The 20,967-nt window shown below is 35.2% G+C and carries 19 protein-coding genes; 11 read left to right on the forward strand and 8 right to left on the reverse strand.

Annotated features, from left to right (window positions below; genetic code table 11):
• Positions 1 to 450 precede the first annotated feature (450 nt).
• Complete coding sequence (locus HVN35_10490; GenBank protein ID NYB52970.1) at positions 451 to 1,005, reverse strand: manganese efflux pump; 555 nt, start codon at positions 1,003 to 1,005, stop codon at positions 451 to 453.
• A gap of 173 nt (positions 1,006 to 1,178) precedes the next feature.
• On the opposite strand from HVN35_10490, the gene HVN35_10495 reads away from it, so the two are divergent.
• Positions 1,179 to 1,817 carry a tetratricopeptide repeat protein gene (locus tag HVN35_10495; protein ID NYB52971.1) on the forward strand — a complete coding sequence of 213 codons (639 nt, stop codon included), beginning with the start codon at positions 1,179 to 1,181 and terminating at the stop codon, positions 1,815 to 1,817.
• A 360-nt stretch (positions 1,818 to 2,177) separates the two neighbouring features.
• Here HVN35_10495 and HVN35_10500 read toward each other — a convergent pair whose 3' ends face one another.
• The 3 genes from HVN35_10500 to HVN35_10510 all read right to left on the reverse strand — a co-directional run bounded on the left by HVN35_10500 (position 2,178) and on the right by HVN35_10510 (position 6,249).
• Complete coding sequence (locus HVN35_10500; GenBank protein NYB52972.1) at positions 2,178 to 2,552, reverse strand: hypothetical protein; 375 nt, start codon at positions 2,550 to 2,552, stop codon at positions 2,178 to 2,180.
• Positions 2,553 to 3,318: 766 nt separating this feature from the next.
• Positions 3,319 to 5,586: a PAS domain S-box protein gene (locus tag HVN35_10505; GenBank protein NYB52973.1), complete on the reverse strand. Its 2,268-nt coding sequence runs from the start codon at positions 5,584 to 5,586 to the stop codon at positions 3,319 to 3,321.
• 201 nt (positions 5,587 to 5,787) lie between these two features.
• Positions 5,788 to 6,249, reverse strand: a complete 462-nt coding sequence (locus tag HVN35_10510; GenBank protein ID NYB52974.1) for a hypothetical protein — start codon at positions 6,247 to 6,249, stop codon at positions 5,788 to 5,790.
• Between the two features lie 542 nt (positions 6,250 to 6,791).
• Here HVN35_10510 and HVN35_10515 point away from each other — a divergent pair.
• Both HVN35_10515 and HVN35_10520 read left to right on the forward strand, forming a co-directional pair.
• Positions 6,792 to 6,980 (forward strand): tautomerase family protein, encoded by a 189-nt coding sequence (locus tag HVN35_10515; GenBank protein ID NYB52975.1) that lies wholly within the window; start codon positions 6,792 to 6,794, stop codon positions 6,978 to 6,980.
• 206 nt (positions 6,981 to 7,186) lie between these two features.
• Positions 7,187 to 9,307: a thioredoxin domain-containing protein gene (locus HVN35_10520; GenBank protein NYB52976.1), complete on the forward strand. Its 2,121-nt coding sequence runs from the start codon at positions 7,187 to 7,189 to the stop codon at positions 9,305 to 9,307.
• A 224-nt stretch (positions 9,308 to 9,531) separates the two neighbouring features.
• On the opposite strand, the gene HVN35_10525 is transcribed toward HVN35_10520, so the two are convergent.
• Positions 9,532 to 9,924 carry a CopG family ribbon-helix-helix protein gene (locus tag HVN35_10525; GenBank protein NYB52977.1) on the reverse strand — a complete coding sequence of 131 codons (393 nt, stop codon included), beginning with the start codon at positions 9,922 to 9,924 and terminating at the stop codon, positions 9,532 to 9,534.
• Between the two features lie 152 nt (positions 9,925 to 10,076).
• On the opposite strand from HVN35_10525, the gene HVN35_10530 reads away from it, so the two are divergent.
• The 4 genes from HVN35_10530 (at position 10,077) to HVN35_10545 (ending at position 13,498) form a co-directional block, all read left to right on the forward strand.
• Entirely contained in the window at positions 10,077 to 10,961 is an 885-nt protein-coding gene (locus HVN35_10530) for a zinc ABC transporter substrate-binding protein (GenBank protein NYB52978.1), read from the forward strand.
• A gap of 130 nt (positions 10,962 to 11,091) precedes the next feature.
• Positions 11,092 to 11,838 (forward strand): ABC transporter ATP-binding protein, encoded by a 747-nt coding sequence (locus HVN35_10535; GenBank protein ID NYB52979.1) that lies wholly within the window; start codon positions 11,092 to 11,094, stop codon positions 11,836 to 11,838.
• Positions 11,839 to 11,854: 16 nt separating this feature from the next.
• Positions 11,855 to 12,661: a metal ABC transporter permease gene (locus HVN35_10540; GenBank protein NYB52980.1), complete on the forward strand. Its 807-nt coding sequence runs from the start codon at positions 11,855 to 11,857 to the stop codon at positions 12,659 to 12,661.
• A 237-nt stretch (positions 12,662 to 12,898) separates the two neighbouring features.
• Positions 12,899 to 13,498, forward strand: a complete 600-nt coding sequence (locus tag HVN35_10545) for a hypothetical protein (GenBank protein ID NYB52981.1) — start codon at positions 12,899 to 12,901, stop codon at positions 13,496 to 13,498.
• Between the two features lie 685 nt (positions 13,499 to 14,183).
• On the opposite strand, the gene rpiA is transcribed toward HVN35_10545, so the two are convergent.
• The 3 genes from rpiA to HVN35_10560 all read right to left on the reverse strand — a co-directional run bounded on the left by rpiA (position 14,184) and on the right by HVN35_10560 (position 16,690).
• The gene (rpiA, locus tag HVN35_10550; protein NYB52982.1) at positions 14,184 to 14,903 is read right to left on the reverse strand and encodes a ribose-5-phosphate isomerase RpiA; all 720 of its coding nucleotides are present in this window, start codon (positions 14,901 to 14,903) and stop codon (positions 14,184 to 14,186) included.
• Between the two features lie 198 nt (positions 14,904 to 15,101).
• Complete coding sequence (locus HVN35_10555) at positions 15,102 to 15,533, reverse strand: UPF0179 family protein (protein NYB52983.1); 432 nt, start codon at positions 15,531 to 15,533, stop codon at positions 15,102 to 15,104.
• Positions 15,534 to 15,643: 110 nt separating this feature from the next.
• On the reverse strand, positions 15,644 to 16,690 hold the full coding sequence (locus HVN35_10560) for an NAD(P)-dependent glycerol-1-phosphate dehydrogenase (protein ID NYB52984.1): 1,047 nt from the start codon (positions 16,688 to 16,690) through the stop codon (positions 15,644 to 15,646).
• Between the two features lie 477 nt (positions 16,691 to 17,167).
• Here HVN35_10560 and proS point away from each other — a divergent pair, with 477 nt between their 5' ends.
• From proS to thiD, 4 genes are all read left to right on the forward strand, one after another.
• Positions 17,168 to 18,574, forward strand: coding sequence for a proline--tRNA ligase (gene proS, locus HVN35_10565; GenBank protein ID NYB52985.1), 1,407 nt, complete (start codon positions 17,168 to 17,170; stop codon positions 18,572 to 18,574).
• Between the two features lie 127 nt (positions 18,575 to 18,701).
• Complete coding sequence (locus HVN35_10570) at positions 18,702 to 19,394, forward strand: hypothetical protein (GenBank protein NYB52986.1); 693 nt, start codon at positions 18,702 to 18,704, stop codon at positions 19,392 to 19,394.
• 108 nt (positions 19,395 to 19,502) lie between these two features.
• Positions 19,503 to 20,171 (forward strand): 2-phospho-L-lactate guanylyltransferase, encoded by a 669-nt coding sequence (cofC, locus tag HVN35_10575; protein NYB52987.1) that lies wholly within the window; start codon positions 19,503 to 19,505, stop codon positions 20,169 to 20,171.
• Positions 20,172 to 20,924 carry a bifunctional hydroxymethylpyrimidine kinase/phosphomethylpyrimidine kinase gene (gene thiD / locus HVN35_10580; GenBank protein ID NYB52988.1) on the forward strand — a complete coding sequence of 251 codons (753 nt, stop codon included), beginning with the start codon at positions 20,172 to 20,174 and terminating at the stop codon, positions 20,922 to 20,924.
• Positions 20,925 to 20,967: the final 43 nt, after the last annotated feature.

A 20,967-nucleotide genomic window follows, 5' to 3' on the forward strand; every position in this document is an offset into this window, starting at 1 on the left:
TTTCAACAAATTTGGATAAATCTTCACAAAAATAGGAAAGTTTATAACTCTGATCAAACAAACTCTCAATTGGAGCAAGTTTTTTTGTTTTTACCATACAAAATACTATGCTCCACTTATTATAAAAATTTTTAGGTTTTTATTTCAGAAAATGATGTGTTTAAACGAGAATAGAAATATTTTATTGTCATTTCATGATTTTTGAAATCCCCCAAGTTTTGGACAGAGCCCACATTTTAAAAAATCCCTTGAGTTGAATTCATATTATAATTTCATTTAATCATTCTAATTAGAAGATTCCCTTTAACACGAAAATAAATTCTTTAAATAGCAGAGAAGCTGGTGAAAACGTTTAAAATGATTTAAAACTAGAAAAAATCTTATAACATGGTTTCAGCAGTTTAAAAGGACAATAAAATTCTCGTGATGTTGATAATTTTTAATGTTTAATCAAAGCAGGCTTTCTATGAGAATTTTTAAGCCAATTCCTATTAGAATAAACCCTCCCAGTATCTCAATTTTACCTTCAAATAGGTGGCCTACCTGTTTACCCAGATAAACACCTATAAATGACATTGAGAATGTTACCAGGCCAATAATTAGTATTGGTAGTAGGATGGGTGTGTTTAAAAAAGCGAAGGTCACTCCCACAGCAAAAGCATCAATACTGGTGGCAACAGAGAGGATTAAAATGTCTCTTATGGAGAAGATATGGCATATTTCCGCTTCTTCCTCATGGGAGAATCCCTCATAAACCATTTTACCCCCAATAATTACCAGGAGGGTGAAGGCGATCCAGGGAGCCCAGAGCTCAACCAGGGCTGCTAATTGGGAACCTGCCAGCCAACCAGCTACTGGCATTAGGGCCTGAAAAACTCCAAAAAATATGGCAATGGTTAATGCATATTTCAAATGACATTTTAGAATCATACCTCTGGTAATGGACACACTAAAAGCATCCATAGCAAGACCAACAGCCAGAAAAAACATTGAAAAAATATCCATAATCTAGTAGTATAATTCATTCCTTAAAAACTCTCTTTTAAAAAATAAAATTATTCTAAGTATAATTTAATGAATGATTAAATTAGTATATAATATTAGGAAAATTAGAAATATTAAAAATTTTAGCAAATAGATAAATGATGAGAGTTATCAGGTGATGGCAGTTGGATGCTATGAATTCTGGCAAGAAAAATGATGATAAGAAACACGAGGAGATGATACTTTTATTTCGAAAAGGTGTTGAACTTTTTCAAATAGAAAATTATAAGGCTGCTCTTTTATATTTTGATGAGGCCCTGGTACTTGACCCTGATAATAGTAAGATCTGGGATAATCGGGGTGTTGCTCTTTCGCGAATTGGGCTTCAGGACGAAGCTATGGAGTCTTTTGAGGTGGCCCTTGATCTTGAACCAGGGAATGCTCAGGCATGGTCCAATTTGGGAGTGCTTTACGCTGCCCAGAAAAGGTTTGATGAGGCCTTAAACTCTTTTGATCATTGCCTGAAACTGGACCCGGAGAACCATGAAGCATGGAATAATCGTGGCACTGCTTTATTCAGTATAGGGAAATATGAAGAAGCTTTAGAATCATTTAATCGTGCTGTTGAGTTAGATTCTCTTAATGCTCAGGCATGGGCTGGTAAAGGATCTGCCCACCGTTTTCTTGGACAGTATGAACAAGCCATTGAATCCCTTGAAAAATTCATTGAACTAGCATCTGACAGTCTTAGTCCTCAAGTTGAGGAGGCTTGGGCTTTAATTTTTGAATTAAAAATGAAGATGGGTGATGATGAAGACAGAAATAAATTTTAGTCTATTTATGCCCATATAGAAAGATATCCGTATAGAAAGAAATACTAATGAATATTAAAAAATACATTTTTATTATTAAGTCAAAATTAAGCTTCCAGAGATTAGGGGGGGTTGTAGGGGGGAAAAATGGCTTCATATCTCTGGAAGCATGTTTCTGGTTTCAACAAAAATAGAGTTTAGTAAGTTGAAACCTAGAGGGGGGTTGGTGTGTAGTAAACACACATTTCAATATACTGAGATTCTACTATTTAAATCTTGTGATCGAATCAAATTGATTTTTTTAATTAGATTATATTTAATTAATATTATTATGCTTAATATTATTATAGCAATTATAGTTATAGCAATTATAGCATGAGGTTATAGTAGGGAGGGGAGTTTTTGTCTTAATATTTCCATATTCTCTTTTTTAAGGGGTATAACATGTCTTTTACCTTTATAATCAAATTTAAATCTAGTAATCGGTGAACCAAATTCTATATTGCTTATTTTATTCAAAGGATATCTAATAACCTTTCCTGTTCTATCAGTACCCCAAAAATTTTTACGGTACTCTATTAAGCATTTACTAGTTATCTCGAGGTCGAAAGAATCATCTTCTAAAAATAATACTATATTGGTTAAATCCCGGTCGCATACTATACAATTATCTGATTCATCAGGATTTGCTACACCACATTCAGGGCAAACCCGATTAAAGCCTTCCAGTCCTTGAATGTCATCTGGTGCTGTCATAATAATACCCTTTATTACATTTATTTATGGTTTGAATGTATTATAAATTGTCTTTGGATATATAAGATTCACCTTGAATACTAATAAGTTATTCAGTTAATCTAACATTGAAATAGTAAAGAAAATTTTTGATTATTATAAAAATCAACATGGTTTAGGTAAATTTAGGGAAGTTTTTTTTTTTAATTATGTTTCGATTGTTCGTTTTATAAAAGTAGTGCAAAAATATAATATGGTTTTTTTAACTAAATTGAAAAATAGAAGTCCTGAAAAGGAAAGGCGGCGGATTTTTTCCTCTTCAGGACTTGGGGTTCGTTAGGGCGGTGGATAAGGTAATAATCCAGGTTTAGTAAGGAAGAATATAAATTTTTTGGGCCAAGATTCACATGTTAGGGTAATGTTGCTCGATACATGTCTGGATTACTACCTCAATCTATTAAGTCTAGTCACAAACAATTATATTTTTCAATCAATATGGTGAAACATATCACATAAGTGTGATAATAGTAATAAATTCAATATCATTTTTTAGTCTTAGTAGTCATAATGGGCTATGAAAATTGATTTAATGGTGAAAACATATAGGAACTACCAAAATAATTTCGTTCATGAAAATCTACTTGTAATAAATGATTTATATTAATTCAATTCATTTAGCCAGGAAAAACATCCTGCTATTTGTTCAAGATTTAAAAAAAACGAGAGTTCGATAAATATTCTTTGCATTGAGCTTAAAAAGGTTTTTTTAGGTTAAATTAAGGATTGATCAATCTTTGCTTTTGGATATATCAGTAGCTATTCCTATTCTACGATAGATTTCTTTATTTTCATTAATCACGGGAAATGCCCGTACTTTAATTAATTTTTCATTCCCATCAGAGCGTAAGACTCTGCATTTAATTCCTTCCCGGTCGGTTGATCCATTTTTTCCAAATATATAACTAATGAAATTATCTTTATCTTGGGGATGCATGGATTCTATCCAGGATCTAGGATTTTGATAGAGATTTTCAATGGTTTGCCCCCATATCTTTTGATAGGAAGGGCTCATGTAAAGTATCTGGCCAGTAAGTGGATCTATAATCCAGAAAACTTCATCAATATTCTGTGACATCAACTGGAATATATCTTCTCTCATTTTCAATTTAAATTCATTTAATTTCCTCTGGGTTATATCCCTAATAATGAAGGTAGTGTATGTTTCACCTTCAGATGTCCAAGTGTTAAGGGACATTTCCAGTGGAAACTCACTTCTATCTTTTCTCATTCCGAAGGACTCGAAAACGTTACCTTTTTCCAGGTTTTGCTCATGAAAATAATCTAATTTGAACTGAAAATCTTCAACATACCTTTTAGGGATGAGGGTGTCCAAGTACTCCCCTAGAATTTCTTCCTCACGGTAATCAAAAATTCTTTCCAGGCTTTTGTTGCAAAAGATAATTTTTTCTTCCCTATCAATGATCACAATAGCGTCCACAGCAGTCTGTGCCAGTGTTCTGAACTTCTCTTCACTAACTTTCAGGGCATATTCAACTCTTTTACGTTCAGTGATGTCATTTAGAACACCTATTAATCCTATAACTTTTCCTTTCTCATTTTTTATACTATTAGCCCTGATATAGGCTGGGAAAACTCGACCAGATTTATCAACCATCTCCAGCTCACCACTCCAATCATTACCAGCCATGATGGTCTGGAATATATGCAATCCGAGTTCTGGGTCTTTGAATAACTTAACTGGACCTAAAGGGACGTTTAATTCCTCTACAGAGTAACCAAATAATTCATTGAAGGATTGGTTATGATAAAAATGAGAACCATCAGGCATTGAAATGCCAATGGCATCTGTTGTGTTCTCAATTCCAGCTAAAATCCGTAGTAATTGATCTTCAGTTTTTTTCCGCTGTGAAATATCCCGAGAAACGGCCATAATCATTTTTTTCCCCTGAAGAGTGAAAAGATGGTTGCTGATTTCAGTGGTTATCAACTCACCATCACGGCTGACTTGAATAGCTTCGAATGTTGCTCTACCAGAAGATTTTAATTGTTCTAGAATTTCTGGCATAAGAGCCTTAGTTTCCGAGTTGATTATATCAATGGGTCCCATTTTAAGAAGTTCTTCACGAGTATAACCTAATCTTTCGCATACAACATCGTTAACTTCAACAAAATTACCTGGATAGCCATTTTCATCAACATGATGAAGGGATATGCCATCGTTGGCTTTGTTAAAAACTTCGCGGAATTTTTCTTCACTCTTTTTTAGAGCATTTTCAAAAACCTTCATGGGGGTTATATCTCGAGCTATTAGCTGTACCATACCTGTTTCACCATTTTTAACAGGCATGGGTTGAATATTGGTACTGAAATAGTACTCATTTCCCCGAATCATGGTCTTACTTTCAATAATCGTACCCTGACCAGTTTCAATAACTTTTCTTATATTTTTCATCTGTGGATCAGCGTATTCTTTTGGGAATAATTCCCACATGGTTTTCCCGAGAAAATCCTCTTTATCACAACCGAAAAAACGGGCAGCACTACTGTTTACAAGGATAAACTCACCTTCATAGTTTATAATGGCTATGGGGTCGTCCGCATTTTCAACTAAAAGGCGGTATTTATCCTCGCTATCATGAAGTGCATTTTCCATCTTTTTTTTGTGTAGAGCTAATTCTAATGTTAAAATAAGTTCTCGAGAATTAAAAGGCTTTTTAAGAGATATAATGTCTTCTTTCAAATCAAATTCGCCTTTGAAACTATGTTCTTCAGTTGTTGTAATCAAAATCAGTGAAAGAACTTTTTTTTTCATTAAATCAAAAATAAGAGTAAAAAAATTTTTATCGTATTTAAATTTCGAATCCGTTAAAATTAGATCAATATCCTTTAAATCGTTAAAAAGAGATTTTTTATTATTAGATGTATTTTCCCAGTTGAAAATGGTAGTACTATAGTCTCTGGGAGATAGTATTTCCTGAATTTTTTCAGATTCTAAAGTGTTTTCTAAAGCAATTAGTATTTTATAGTCTGACACAACAATTACCAATTTCAATTGGTTATACTTAACATGTATTAATTGCTATAAGGTGAGAAATCGAAAGCTATTTAAGAGGTTAATTTGGATAAGTCGAAAAAATAATACGAAATTGATGTTTGATATCAAGTGTAGTAAGTTTATAGGTTACTTCGCAATATTAACGTTTAACGAAGCAACCATGATCCAAGTTTCAAAATTTTAATCATTGCCACGTTTTTTATAATTCACATAACTTTCAGGATAGTTCCCCATGATGTAATCCATTATTCCACGATTTTCCATGTCCTCTATGATTTTCTTTCTGAATTCAAGTTCATTCCGTGCTTCATCCAGCTTTTTTTTGGTAACAAATAGGCGATGCTCGGTTTGGTGCTGTTTCCTTTGGAGATCATGGAAGTTATTAAGCCTTAAATCAATTTCTTTAAGTTCAAATTCACTGATCTGCTTTTTAAGGATCTTTTTATCCTCTATCACATCAAGAAGGATTTGCTGATTGTTGGTTAATTTTTCTTTCAAATATTCAATTTCAGAATCTTTTTTGCTGATTTCTTTTTTCAACTCTTCAATCTGTTTATTTAGTTTTGAAGGAGGGCTCTCCTCCCTTAACTCACCATTTGATTCTTGATGATCATAAGTTAAATTATCTGAACTTTTTTTCATGTTAACACTTGGCAAATTTTTTGATATCATTCATCTAATAACTCTGATACTTTCTTTTTTGTTAAAATAAATATTAAAATAGATCATGTTGCTCTAGAATGTATTTTATGTTATGGGTGCAATTTTATTTAAAAGGATAATTCTTCAGCGAAAATTTAGAAATTTTAAACAAAATAAACTTAATGATTCTTAAAAAAATAATTCAAAGTCTATTTAGTATTTCCTGTCATATCAATACCACAAAATTTTTGTTAGGTTTATAATACAAAACCCACTTGAAAACCTAGGATCATAAAAAATCAATTTATTATTTTTTTAAACTCTACTAGGAAGATATATGTGCTATCGTAAAACCTTGAGAAATCTCTATATAATTACTGTTGGATGTATACCAAAAGAATCATATTAGTTAGTTTCTCATTTTTTTATTTTTTGCAAACTCTTAGAGGGTAATGATTACTTAGCAAATAAGTTTATGGGTCATGGCCAGTATATAATTCAGTAGGAACATTTAATAAACAAAATTTAAAATTGGTGATTGTATGCCGGTGATAACTATAGATGCTCCTCCCATGAGCAAAGAACAGAAAAGAGAGTTAGTTAACTCTTTTGCTAAAAGTGCCAGTAAAATATTGAACCTTCCGGTTTCCGCAATTGTGATAATAATCAGAGAGGTTGAATCAGAGAATGTGGGTGTTGGAGATATTTTATTGTGTGATCGGGAAAAATGAATTGGAAAAATTTCAATTATAATTCAATTCATCTCATAATTTTTTGAAAATTTTTAAAAAACCTTCTAATTCATAATTGCCTAATTCACTTAAAAAATTCGCAATTTTCTTGAAAATGAGAATTTATCATTCCAAAACTTATCATTCAAAAAAAAATTCCCAAAAATTAAGTGAATTTATAATAAAAAATATGCCCTGGTTAGAAAATGCCTGATAAATCAGCACCTAAAGTTTCCACACCTAAATCTGATACTTTTTACAACCATCTAAAAAATGAAAAAAGCCCCTACTTACTCCAACACGTAAATAATCCTGTGGACTGGTACCCTTGGGGTGATAAAGCTTTTGAAAAAGCTAAAAAAGAGAATAAACCGATTTTTTTATCTATAGGTTACTCCACATGTCACTGGTGTCATGTGATGGCCAGGGAGTCTTTTGAAGACCCTGAAATAGCCGAACTTTTGAATCAGTTCTTTGTCTCGGTTAAAGTAGACCGGGAGGAGAGACCAGATATTGACAGTGTTTACATGACTGTCAGCCAGATGATCACGGGAAGTGGTGGATGGCCCTTAACAATTGTAATGACACCTGATTTAAAACCATTCTTTGCAGGAACCTATTTCCCAAAAGAAACTGGTGTTCGAGGTGTGGGACTTAAAGATATAATTTTAAATATCAGAGATCTATGGAAAAACAAAAAAGGTGACATATTGAAATCATCTGAAGATATAACGAGTTCTCTACAACAGATTTCACAGAAAACTTCAAAAGAAGAACTGGGTGAGCAGGTACTTGGAAAAACTTACCAGATATTAATTGATAGTTTTGACCAGAAGTATGGTGGTTTCGGAACTTATCAGAAATTCCCCACAACCCAACATTTGTTTTTCCTCCTCAGGTACTGGAAACGCACCGGTGAAAAAGAAGCTCTAGAAATGGTGGAAAAAACACTGGAATCCATGCGCAGGGGAGGTGTATATGACCACATAGGTTTCGGTTTTCACCGTTACAGTGTAGAACCCAGATGGATAGTTCCTCACTTCGAGAAAATGTTATATGACCAGGCACTTTTGATTATTGCCTACACGGAAAGCTTTCAGATCACAGGAAAACTCAAGTATCGTGAAACAGCTGAAGAACTAGTTGAATATCTATTAAGGGATATGAAGTCACCAGAGGGTGGATTTTTCTCTGCTGAAGATGCAGACAGTGAAGGGGAAGAGGGTAAATTCTATTTATGGACCATGAAGGAAATAATGGAGTTACTAGGGCCGGAAGATGGTGAACTATTCTGCCATGTTTACAGTGTATATGAGGATGGAAATTATAATGATGAATCTACCGGTAAAAAAACAGATAAAAACATACTTCACAGGGAAAAATCATGGACTGAACTTTCATCAGATTTAAAAATAAAAAAAGAACAACTCTGGTGGAGAATGGAAAATGCCAGGGATAAATTATTCAAAACTCGTGAAGAGAGAGTACGTCCCCATAAAGATGATAAAATACTCACAGACTGGAATGGTCTGGTTATTGTTGCTCTAGCCATTGCAGGGAAAGTTTTTAACAGGAAAAATTATATCAGGGCAGCCCAGGAAGCTCTAAACTTTATTATAAGCAACCTTTTCATAGGGAAAGGATTATTTCACCGCTGGAGGGATGGTGAAGCTGCTGTTGAAGGAAATCTAGATGATTATGCCTATTTAATTTGGGGTTTGCTGGAACTATACCAGGCAACATTTTATTCAGAATACCTCAAACTGGCTATGGATCTCAAGCAAACACTGATGAAACATTTCTGGGATAATGAAGGTGGAGGTTTCTTTTTCACATCAGATAAGGCGTCTGAAATATTAGTGAGACAAAAAGATGCCTATGACACGGCTTTACCCTCAGGAAATTCAGTAATGATGCTTAACCTTGAAAAAATGCACCTTTTAACTGGAGATATAAAACTTAGAGAAACAGCCATTTCTCTGGAGAAATATTTCTCATCCAGAATAATAAGTTCTCCATCAGCATTTACCATGTTTCTATGTGGAACCATCTTAAAGATGGGCCCATCATTTCAGATAGTAATAGTGGGAGATAAAAAACACCCGGACACCACAAATATGTTGAATGCCCTTAAAAAGGAATTTCTTCCTAACTCTAGTATAATTCTTAAAGACAGTGAGGATATTTTCCTAAATAACTTAATTGAATCTCTAAAACACAAAAATATTGTAAATAACCAAGTTACAGCCTATGTATGTGGAAATGGAACTTGTCATGCTCCAGTAAATAATGTTGAGGATTTATTCAAATTTTTAAACAAGTTTTAATCTTTTAAACAGGTTCCATGAAGGATAAAAAACCTTTCACAAGTCAATCGCTAGATCTTAAAAAAAGGATTAATACAAAGTTTTAATTGATTAAAGTATTAACCTTCAACTAAAGAGATGATAGTAGATTGAATTTAGATTTTTTAACAAGATTAACTTAATTTACTTAATATTATGGTTTTGGAGAAATCTCCTTTAAGGATTTTTCAATTTTAGGATTTGTATTATTCTTGAGGTAAAGGAACCAGTTTTGAATATAGTGATTTTATATTCTGGTTTAAAAGACGTGAAAGTTCTCTAATTCTGCTTGCATCCCCTTCCAAGATGAAAAGTTCCAAACACTGGTTTTCCTTCAGGTGACTGTGGATCTGGGTGTTGATGATATCTTCAAAATTATGTTTAATCTGGGTAACCTTATCTTCAGATTTCTGATGATGAATTAATATAAGAATCGAATGAATGTAACCTTTCAGACTCTTTTTTTCCTCATTATCAGCTATTAAAAGCCGCGTGCTTGCTCTGAAAACTTCACTCCGACCAGAAAATCCAACATCATCTTTCAGGGCATCTATTTCCTCAAGTAATTTCTCGGATAAGGACACACTAATGATGGTCATAAGCCTATTATTAATAATTAGCTATAAAAACATTGCTAATATTTATTAAGAAAATTTATAAATATTAATAAAACTATAATTTTTCCATCAATCAAACTTTGATCATAGAAATTTGAAACTAAATACAGAAAAAATTGTATTTCGGTGCCAAAATGGAACGAAAAGCTATTTACATCCTTTTTTCTTTACTAATTCTAGTTCTCTTAGGAGCAATTGCCATCTATATTTTGACTGGAAATGGTCAATCACAATCTAATAATGGCAAAATTGGAGTAGTGGTTACAGTTGGCCCTCAAAAGGAGTTTGTTGAAAAAGTGGGTGGAGAAAAAGTAAATGTTACAGTATTGGTACCTCCGGGTTCCGATCCACATACCTATGAACCACTCCCTAACCAGATGAAACAGGTTCAAAATGCAAGGATATATTTCCAGGTAGGTTCTGGAATAGAATTTGAAGTCACCTGGATGGATAAACTGGCCAGTATAAACCCTCAAATGAAATTAGTAAACACGTCTAATGGAATTGAATTAATTCCCAATATGGCTGAACATGAAGAAGGCAGTGATCCACATGTGTGGGTTTCACCTGAAAATGCCAAAATCATGGTGGAAAACATATACCGAAGTCTGGTTGAAATGGATCCTCAAAATAAGGATTATTATACTAAAAACAGAGATGCATATCTTGGACAGCTGGATGAACTTGATAAGAATATTACTCAGAAACTTTCTGGGAAAAACAATACTAAAATAATGGTATATCATCCTGCTTGGGCTTATTTTTGCAAAGATTATAATTTAAAACAGATATCAATAGAATCCCAGGGAAAAGAACCTACACCCCAGGGTATAGCTAACTTGGTGGATCAGGCTCGTCGTGAGAACATAAAGGTTATATTTATCAGCCCACAGTATTCAACCAGTAATGCCCAGGTAATTGCCAATGAAATTGGTGGAAGAGTGGTAATTGTGGATGCGCTCAGTGAAAACTACTTGGAAAACATGAAAAAAGTAGCAGAATCTTTCGCCAGTACTTGAATGTTAAAAGAGCATATCCAAAGAGAGCATATCCGAAGATTAATGAAATATTCTAATAAGATCCTAAGAAGAATGTTCCTTAAAAGATAATACTAATATTCAAACCCTAAACTGGATTTGGTGTAAATAAATGGTGCTTAATGCAGTTGAAATAGAGAATGTGACTCTGGCATTTAATAAACAGCCAGTACTCCTGGATATTAACCTTTCAATTGTAGAAAATGATTTTTTAGCCATAATAGGTCCTAATGGAGGAGGTAAAAGCACTCTTTTGAAGATAATCTTGGGTCTTGTAAAACCAGACCAGGGTAGAGTAAGAGTTTTCGGGCACAAACCTGGAAATCCGGCAAATCCTGTTGGCTACCTTCCTCAGCACGTATCATTCGACCCTGAGTTTCCTATAAATGTTTTTGAAACGGTATTGTCCGGAAGATACCGGGGTGTTATGAAAAATTATACCAAAGAAGACCGGGAGAAAGTTTTGAATGTCCTGGAAGAGGTGGGTATGGTTGAAATGCAGGACCGGCAGATGAGCCGACTTTCAGGGGGTCAACAACAACGTGTTTTTATAGCCCGTGCCCTGGCACGCGATCCTAAATTGTTGTTATTGGATGAGCCAATGGCCAGTATAGACCCTGAAATGCAGAATTCATTTTACCAGCTATTATCAAAGCTCAGGGAGAGGATGGCCATAATACTGGTAAGTCATGATGTGGGAGCAGTTTCCACTCATGTGGATAATATAGCATGTTTAAATAAAACACTATTCTACCACGGAGCAGTGGAATATGCAGCAGAATCCCTGGAGAAAATGTATAAATGTCCTGTTGATTTACTCAGCCACGGAATTCCCCATAGAGTTTTGAAAAAACATTAAAATATTAGTGATTCAAGTGACAGGAATCCTGGAATACACTTTCATGCAGAATGCCTTCCTGGCTGCAGTTCTGGTTAGTGTAGCCTGCGGAGTGGTGGGAACTTATGTGGTTATAAAGAGGATTGTTTTTATAAGTGGTGGTATTTCCCATGCTGCATTTGGTGGTATTGGAATGGGATATTTTCTGGGAGTTAACCCTATACTGGCTGCCATACCCTTCAGTGTAATATCCGCACTTGTCATGGGATTAACCAGTAAAAAAGTTAAAATCAGTGAAGACACAGCTATAGGGATTTTATGGAGCTTGGGAATGGCTATTGGAATCATATTCATCAACCTTACCCCTGGCTATGTACCTGACCTCATGAGCTACCTTTTTGGAAGTATACTCACTGTACCAGTAAATGACCTTTTTATAATGATGGCACTGGATATAATCATCATAATTTCAGTAATTCTGTTTCAGAGGGAGTTTCAGGGAATATCCTTTGATGAAGAATTTAGTAAAGTGGTTGGCATGCCTACCACAGCCTTTTATTTACTACTTTTATCTTTAGTGGCTCTGTCAGTGGTGGTAATGATAAAAGTTGTGGGAGTTATTTTAGTCATAGCTCTTCTGACCATCCCTGCAGCCATTGCCAAACAATACACCTATAATATAAGGCGGATGATGATTTTGGCTGTAATTTTGGGAATGATACTCACTACTGGAGGTTTGTACATTTCATACCTATTTAATTTAGCTTCCGGGGCAACCATTGTTCTGGTACTGGGCATAGGATTCTTATGTTCCCTGATAATTCAAAAAATTAAGGAATCTTAAAAAACCATCTTTTTCTGTTAAAAATTATTTAAATCAATAAATATCTTTACTTCTCAAACCTATAATTTTTCTAGATAAATTAGAGAGAATTTAGATTGATTAGCATCCATATATTCTTTTAATTATTTTTCTAAAGAAATTTCCTTGAATAATAGAAAAACCCAAAAAATATTAACTTAATGGAACTTAAAATATGTTATGAAACTATGGGGTAGCTTTCAAATTCTGATTTTATTTTTGGTTTTGCTGGTTGTTGTTGGCACCTCCTTTGCTGATGTAATCAATCCGGGTGAGAAGAACATCCCCTTAACTTACCAGATCAGCAACATCCAAAGTTACCCTGATTATGTTTTCATCCTTCATGGCAGCCCTAACCCTTCAATGGAAGTTTTAAACTCCTCCCCATTCAGTTTTTATAAGTTGAGCGTTTGTTCCATTTATGCTGTACCTAAAAGTGTTTATAATGAACTGAAAATGAATCAGATGGATGAAAATCAAGCATCGTCCTTTTTAAATAATGATTCAAGAGTAGCACGCTCCAACTTGGAATTAAAAGGTATTTATGGAACTGTTCCCCTTAGCAATCCACTAGAATCTGCTCTTATAATCCTTAAAATTAACTCCATTCAGGGTAACAATCTGGATATCCAAAAAGATAAGATTATCTACAGTTATTCTAATGGTCAGACTGTTGAACAACCCTTCCAGAACCAGAATCAGACTCCCACACCTGATTCTCCACCTTCCTGGGACTATTACATTTATTTCATCCTACTACCAATTATAGCATTAATAATCATTCTATTTATTGCTATAAGGAGAAGACCAAATAAATAAGTCAAATAATCAATTTTTCAATGTTCATCAAATAAATGGTCTTTTATATCAAGAATACAATCAAGAAAATATATATAATAATGATCCTCAATGAATATGATCTATTTGTTCATTAATTGACGATTTACAACGATTTACATTATAGAACAATTAACTATTACTATAAAACTATGTTTGACCTTTTTCTATCTCTGATACTAACAGTAGTTATTGAATTTTTAATTTTATGTTTATTTAAAAGAGAAAATAGAATAATTCTTTTTTTATATTCTCTGCTAATCAATTCAATAACTCTGCCATTGGCAACATTCACTTATCTTTATCTATGCCATGACCTTCTTTTAATAGAGATTACAGTTGTAGTTGTAGAAACAATATTTATTAAAATTTTACTGGAAACTGATTATAAAAAGGCTTTTTTGATATCTTTGGCTATTAATTTCTTTACATCACTGCTCGGAGTCGTAATTGCTCTGTAATCATTTTTATTTAAACTATATCTATTTAAAATAAATCATATCTGTTTAAAATCAATTCAAGTCTAAACGGACTTATGATTAGGATAGAATTGAACTTTTTAATCTTTTAATCTTTTTATTTAATTGATCAAAGTTTTCTCTAAAGTGGTTAATTTGAAAAGATTAAATCATGAAATCCACAAGATTTTTTTTTAAAAAATACTCTTTTATGGTTTTTTAAAAGATTTTACTCCCTTTGATGTGGCAATGAGAACTTGATGAGCTACTCCGGCGAAGATTCCATTTTCTACCACACCTGGAATATTGTTAAGTGTTTTTTCCAGTTCTTGAGGGTTGTTTATCTCTTTAAACTGAACATCCACAATAAAATTATTGTTATCAGTTATTACTGGTCCATCTTTCATCTGAGCCATCCTAAGGGAAGGTGAACCACCTAATGTCTTCACGTGTTCTGAAACTGGCCGGTAAGCAGATGGTATGACTTCAATGGGCACCGGAAAATCCCCAAGTTTATCAACTTCTTTAGATTCATCCACAATAACCAAGAATTTACTGGCTGCAGAATCAACTATCTTTTCTAAAGTGTGTGCAGCTCCACCACCTTTTATGAGATTCAAATCGGGATCTACTTCATCAGCACCATCCACAGCCAGGTCGGGTAGATGTTCATCAAGGGTGGTTACAGGTATTCCACAGTCCCTGGCCAGGAAAAAAGATTGATAAGAGGTTGGTATCCCCATTAGTTCAAGTTCTTCATTTTTAATCCTTTCTCCAAGTTTCAGGATGAAGTAATGGGCAGTTGATCCGGTCCCGAGTCCCAGAACCTGTCCATCAGAGACCATCATAGCTGCTTCATGAGCAACTTCTTTTTTAGCATCTTCTAAAAGCTGGGCAGCTTCCCAGGCTACTTCTTTCTTCGGGTGCATGTATTTTATCTCCCTATTTAAAAAAATTTTTAAAAATTTATTATAATCTAATATTGTTATCGTTTTTAGAGCTAGTATCTATAAGTTTTTCACAGAACTTCAATGTCCCATTGGAAATATTCCGTTGATTGGATTCTTAATGTCTTTATAAGATTAATGGTCTTTAGGATTATCTCAAATTATAATTTGAAAAACGGTTTAATATTTTAGAAGAACCAAAGTCAAATTATGTCCTCTAGGACATTTTTCAGGAGGCTTTCCTAATTTTTTGCTTATCTTGCATTTATCCTCTTTATACAGGCCCTCTGGAAAACATAATTCTCTCAAATTGCATTTTTCATCACAATCAGGAGGGGAGAAAATGATATTTGAACCTTCAAATGCACGCTTGGAATCAATAGCTGCTTTAATATGGGCTTTATCAACTTCAACTACCTTGACTTTACCTCCTTCGTGAACTGGGCAGGGATGTTCTGTGTTCTTTACTTGTCTGATCCGGTACATCCTACCACTTTCCAGGGATTCAATACAGGTGTTCTTGAAGCGGCACTTTTCGCACTGGCTGGCAGCACCATAGTGCCTGAATATAAGTCCTTTTTCAGCTAAGTTAGTCCCAATGAGGGTTATCATATCATCTTCTCCATATAAATTGGATCACTAATAATAATAGTTTATAAACCAATCATTAACTCATAATTGGTGGTGATGGTAAATTTATTTTTTGTATCTAACATTTATTACTACTCAATAACACCAGTTTTTTGAGCCACTTTACGTGCAGCTTCCTCTGTAAGACCTCTATCTCCCAAAATTGTATATCTTTCTTTCCTAATCTTATGGGCTTGAGTTAAGGCTTCAATAATGTATTCTGGTTCGATTTTAAGTTCCTGTGAATTTACAGGAGCTTTGATAGTTTTGAGAGTATCACGGATGAACTCCCAGTCTCCACCATGAAGGTACATCATCATTATGGTTCCCACACCGCACTGTTCACCGTGCAAGGCTGGTTTTGGAGCTATAATATCCAAAGCATGGCTGAATTTGTGTTCAGCCCCACTGGCAGGTCGGCTGTTACCTGCTATGCTAATGGCCATGCCACTGGAGATCAGAGCCTTCACCACGATGGCTGCACTCTCCACCAGCCCCTCTTTTATGGCACTTGCAGATTTGATCATGGTTTCAGCTGTAATCAAGGATAAAGCAACAGCAGAATCACTGAAATCTTCATTCAACAAACGATGGGCAAGTTTCCAGTCTAAAATGGCAGTGTAGTTGGATATTATGTCTCCACAACCTGCTGCCAGGAGCTTAAAAGGTGCTTGGCTGATAATCTGAGTATCGGCAATAACTCCTACTGGTGGTTCAACTGCTAGGGAAACACTTCCACCCTGGTTTTTTATGGAGGCCCGGGGTGAAGCAATACCATCATGTGAAGCAGCAGTTGGAATGCTAACAGAGTGAGCATCTGATTGAGTGGCTGCCATCTTAGCTACGTCAATCACTTTACCTCCACCCACACCTAAAACTGCACTTACATTATCCATAGAGTCCTGAACCTGGGTAATGGCGTCATATGAGGGTTTTTCTATGATAATGGTATCCACTTCAAAGTCATGGTCCTGAAGACTGTTTATGGCTTCTTCTCCGGCAATTTTCATTGTTTTTGGGCCACTAGCCACCAATATTTTACCTTTAAGTTTCAAATCTCTACATATGGACCCGGTTTCTTTAATAACACCTGGGCCACTGTGGATTTCTCGTGGTAATTTAACTCGATTAAAATCCATGTAAATCTCCTTTACCAAAAAACTGATATTATTTTTAGGTTAACAGATAAAATATTTTTTGATTTAAATTTGTGAGGAAAATCATTTAATTCTTGCCTTATTTTGGTTAGAAAAATCAGAGGAAGATTTTTTAATATTTATGTAGTATATCTCGGATTTATTGATGCAAAACATTTATTATAATTCAATCTTAAATTGTTCTATTACACTAATCTGAATGCTGCTGTAATTTTAATCCTTATAATACTATTAAATCCATATATTATAGTCCTAGAATTATATTATTAGAAACCTAGTATAAGGAGTAAAGGTAATATATAAATCCAGACATTAGAATTGTCAATTAAAATCATCTAAAGTATGTAACTTAGATTGTTGTGGAATGGCATGGTCACATAGCCATATAAGAATATAGTCTAAAAATGGATACTTTAATAAATTTAATATAAAATTTAGAACATTTATACTGGTGAAGAAATGTCCAAGTTCAGCGAATGGTTCCATAATATACTGGAAGAAGCAGAGATAATCGACACACGTTACCCTATCAAGGGGATGCATGTTTGGCAGCCACAGGGCTTTAAAATAAGAAAACATGCCCTTAATTTACTTAAGGATATCTTAGATGAGGATCATGAAGAAGTTCTCTTCCCTCTTTTGATACCCGAAGATGAACTGGCAAAGGAGGCCATTCATGTTAAGGGATTCGAGGAAGAAGTTTACTGGATAACACATGGAGGTTTAACTCCTTTAAATAAGAAACTGGCACTTAGACCCACCAGTGAAACTGCCATGTATCCCATGTTCGCCCTTTGGGTTCGATCTCACACTGACTTACCTATGCGATACTATCAGGTGGTTAACACATTCCGTTATGAAACTAAGCACACCAGACCCCTTATAAGAGTAAGGGAGATCACAACCTTTAAAGAAGCACACACCATCCATAAGGATTCTGAAGGTGCACTTAAACAAGTAGAAAGGGCCATTGAAATTTACAGCACCTTTTTTGACCAGCTGGGAATACCTTATCTAATCACCCGCCGTCCTGAATGGGATAAATTCCCAGGGGCAGATTACACCATGGCCTTCGACACCCTTATGCCTGATGGTAAAACCCTGCAGATAGGAACAGTACATAACCTGGGCCAGACCTTTGCCAAAACATTTGACATAACCTATGAAACAGCAGAAGGTGAGCATGAGCATGTTTACCAGACATGTTACGGCTTATCAGACCGTGTTATAGCTTCAATAATTGGTATTCACGGTGATCCTTCTGGATTGGTACTCCCACCAAGCGTTGCCACCTATCAGGTTGTAATTGTACCAGTACTCTTTAAAAAGGGAAGGCAAGAAGTACTTGATTTTTGCAGTAAGGTTAAAGATCGATTAAAAAAGGCAGGTATCCGGGTTCATCTGGATGAGAGAGATCTAAGAGCCGGGAAAAAATATTATGAATGGGAAATGAGAGGTGTGCCTCTACGTCTGGAAATCGGACCCAGAGATATTGAAAATAAAAAGATGGTAATACTTCGCAGGGATACCATGGAAAAAGAAACTCTTGATTATCAGGAAGAAACCCTCATTGGTGATGTGCAAAAGATCCTGCAACAAATCACAGATAATCTTAAAAGCAGTGCCTGGGTGAAATTCCAGGAAAATATTAGACCTGCCACATCTTTAGAAGAAGCTAAAGATATCCTATCTGAAAAAAAGGGAATCATATCTTTTCACTGGTGTGGGGAAGAATCCTGCGGTAAAAAAATTGAAGATTATGTCCGGGTTGACATTTTAGGTTTCAGTGAAAATTCAAAGGATGAAAAGTGTATAAACTGTGGTCAGAAAGCTATTAACTTAGCATTTCTAGCAAAAACATATTAAAGTGTCTAAATACTTCAAAAAATTTTATTAACATCTTACAAGCTTCTTTAAACCCATACCTTCATTGAGAGCTTGGAAATAAGAATTGGAAAATATTACCAATTGAAATATAGTAAAGGGATTTACTATGAACATACGGTTAATCATATTAATAGGGGCAGTGCTTGTCTTTGCTGGAGGTTGTGGGATGGCCAGCTTCCTTTCTGGAGGGGGCATCACACTCGAACAGGCCTACGATAATAATCAAGCAGAAATCATTCAAAAAACCGTTGCCGGAACCATACCCCACAATGTAACCATTAGCAATAAGGGTAATAAACCATTAGTAGTGGATAAAGGCACCATTCTGAAAAGTAAGGAATCACAAAACCTGGTTATTATTGAAGATAAAAAAATCACTCCTAACAGCAATGATACGGTAAAAGCTTACTGCATGGAACCCGAGACAAAAGCAATCCCTGGAACAACATTGAACCCATCAGGCATGGCATCTAATCAAATAATGCAGATAATAAGCACCACAGACCCTTCAGACCTTCAAAATGCAACTAAATCTCAACTTCAGATATGGATAATAGTCAGCAAGGGACAAGTTGATGTTTACTCTGGTGAAGCCATGGCAGTAGTTCAAAGTCAAAAAATTAAATACTACCAACTAAATGAAAAGCTGGAAATAGCTAAAAAAAGTGTTATGACCCGTTTCGACATAAGTTCAGAGGAAATTCAAAATATGTCCAGTAGTGCTGATTCGGGCAGTATTCAGGTGGGTAACTGGCTGGCTGCTTTAAGACAGTGGTTGAGAACCACACTTGGAATATGAAAAATACAATTAAGGCTTTATTATTAGAATTTTTCCAAATTACTCTTTAAAAAAATGAATATAGTTAGAAACTATTTTAAAAAGATTAAATCACAAAAATCGGATAGCATGAAAGAAACATTTGCAATAATTCCTGTGTCACGGTTTTCACAGGCAAAAACCAGATTATCCCCTACTCTTACTCCGCTTGAGAGGGAGAATCTTCTTAAAGCCATGTTGAAGGATGTTATTAGGGCATTAAGGGGTAGTGTAGATGGAATAGTTGTTATAAGTTCCGATGAAGACGTGCTTAATTTTGTTAAGAATTTAAATGTCACATGTCTGGAAGAAGAAGGCCAAACAGACCTAAATGGTGCACTGACCCAAGCCGTAAATTACAGCTCCCAATACGCAGACCAGGTTCTCATTATACCTTCAGACGTACCACTCATCCGCCGCAATCAGGCCCAGGAAATGGTTGAACTGGCAGAAAAATGGCCAGTGATCATTGCACCTGCAAAAGGTGGGGGAACCAATGCTCTGATATGCCCCACCAATGGAATAAAAATGAAATTCGGGGATTGTAGTTTTTTCCAGCATATTGAAGAAGCAGATAAAGCGGGCCTGCACAGATACATATATGATTCTTTTTACCTTTCACTGGATGTGAACACTGCTGAAGATCTGGGAGAAATCATGCTCCATGGTTCTGGAACTGAAACCAGCCGTTTCCTTAAAAGCATAGGTCTTCGGGTTAAATCCAACCATGGAATTGAAAGACTGAAGGTGGAAAGGTAAATGATCGCCTTGTCTATTGCTGGTTTTGACCCTTCTGGTGGTGCAGGTGTTCTGGCAGATACTAAAACTTTCCAGGCTCTGGGAGTTTTTCCCACGGCAGTAATCACCGCCCTCACTGCTCAGAATGTTAATCGAGTCAGTGGGATTCAACCTGTTGACCCCGAATTTGTTGCTGAACAGATTGATTTGGTAATGGAGGTTGAAGATATTCAATATGCCAAAACAGGAATGTTATATTCTCCTGCAATTGTGGAAAAGGTAGCCAGTAAAGTGCGACAGTACAATTTAAAGCTGGTGGTTGATCCAGTGCTGGTTGCAGGTTCTGGGGGAGTTTTATCCGAGGAAAAACTCGCAGAATCACTAAAAGAACAACTTTTACCATTAGCAGAGTTAATTACACCCAATATCCATGAAGCCCAGGCGCTGACAGGTATCGAAATTAAAAATGAAGAAGATGCTGCTAAGGCAGCTATTGAAATTGGAAAGCTGTGCCCAAATGTGGTTACTGGAGGTCACCTGAAAGGTAGAGATCTTTTTTTCAACGGGTCATTAAAAGTGATTGATGGTGAGATCATAAAAAGCAGAAACACCCATGGCTCCGGATGCACCTACTCCGCAGCCATAACAGCTTTTATGGCTAAGGGTATTTCAATGGAGGAATCTATTAATTTAGCATCGGATTTCACTAAGAAGGCCATTTTAAAGGGTGAACGAGGTACCCTTAATCAGTACCATGTGCAAATAGATAAATAAAATATAGTCTATAATATTATGAGTAAAATATAAAAAATATGGA

The sequence above is a fragment of the Methanobacteriaceae archaeon genome, assembly GCA_013403005.1.
Taxonomy (GTDB): Archaea; Methanobacteriota; Methanobacteria; order Methanobacteriales; family Methanobacteriaceae; genus Methanobacterium.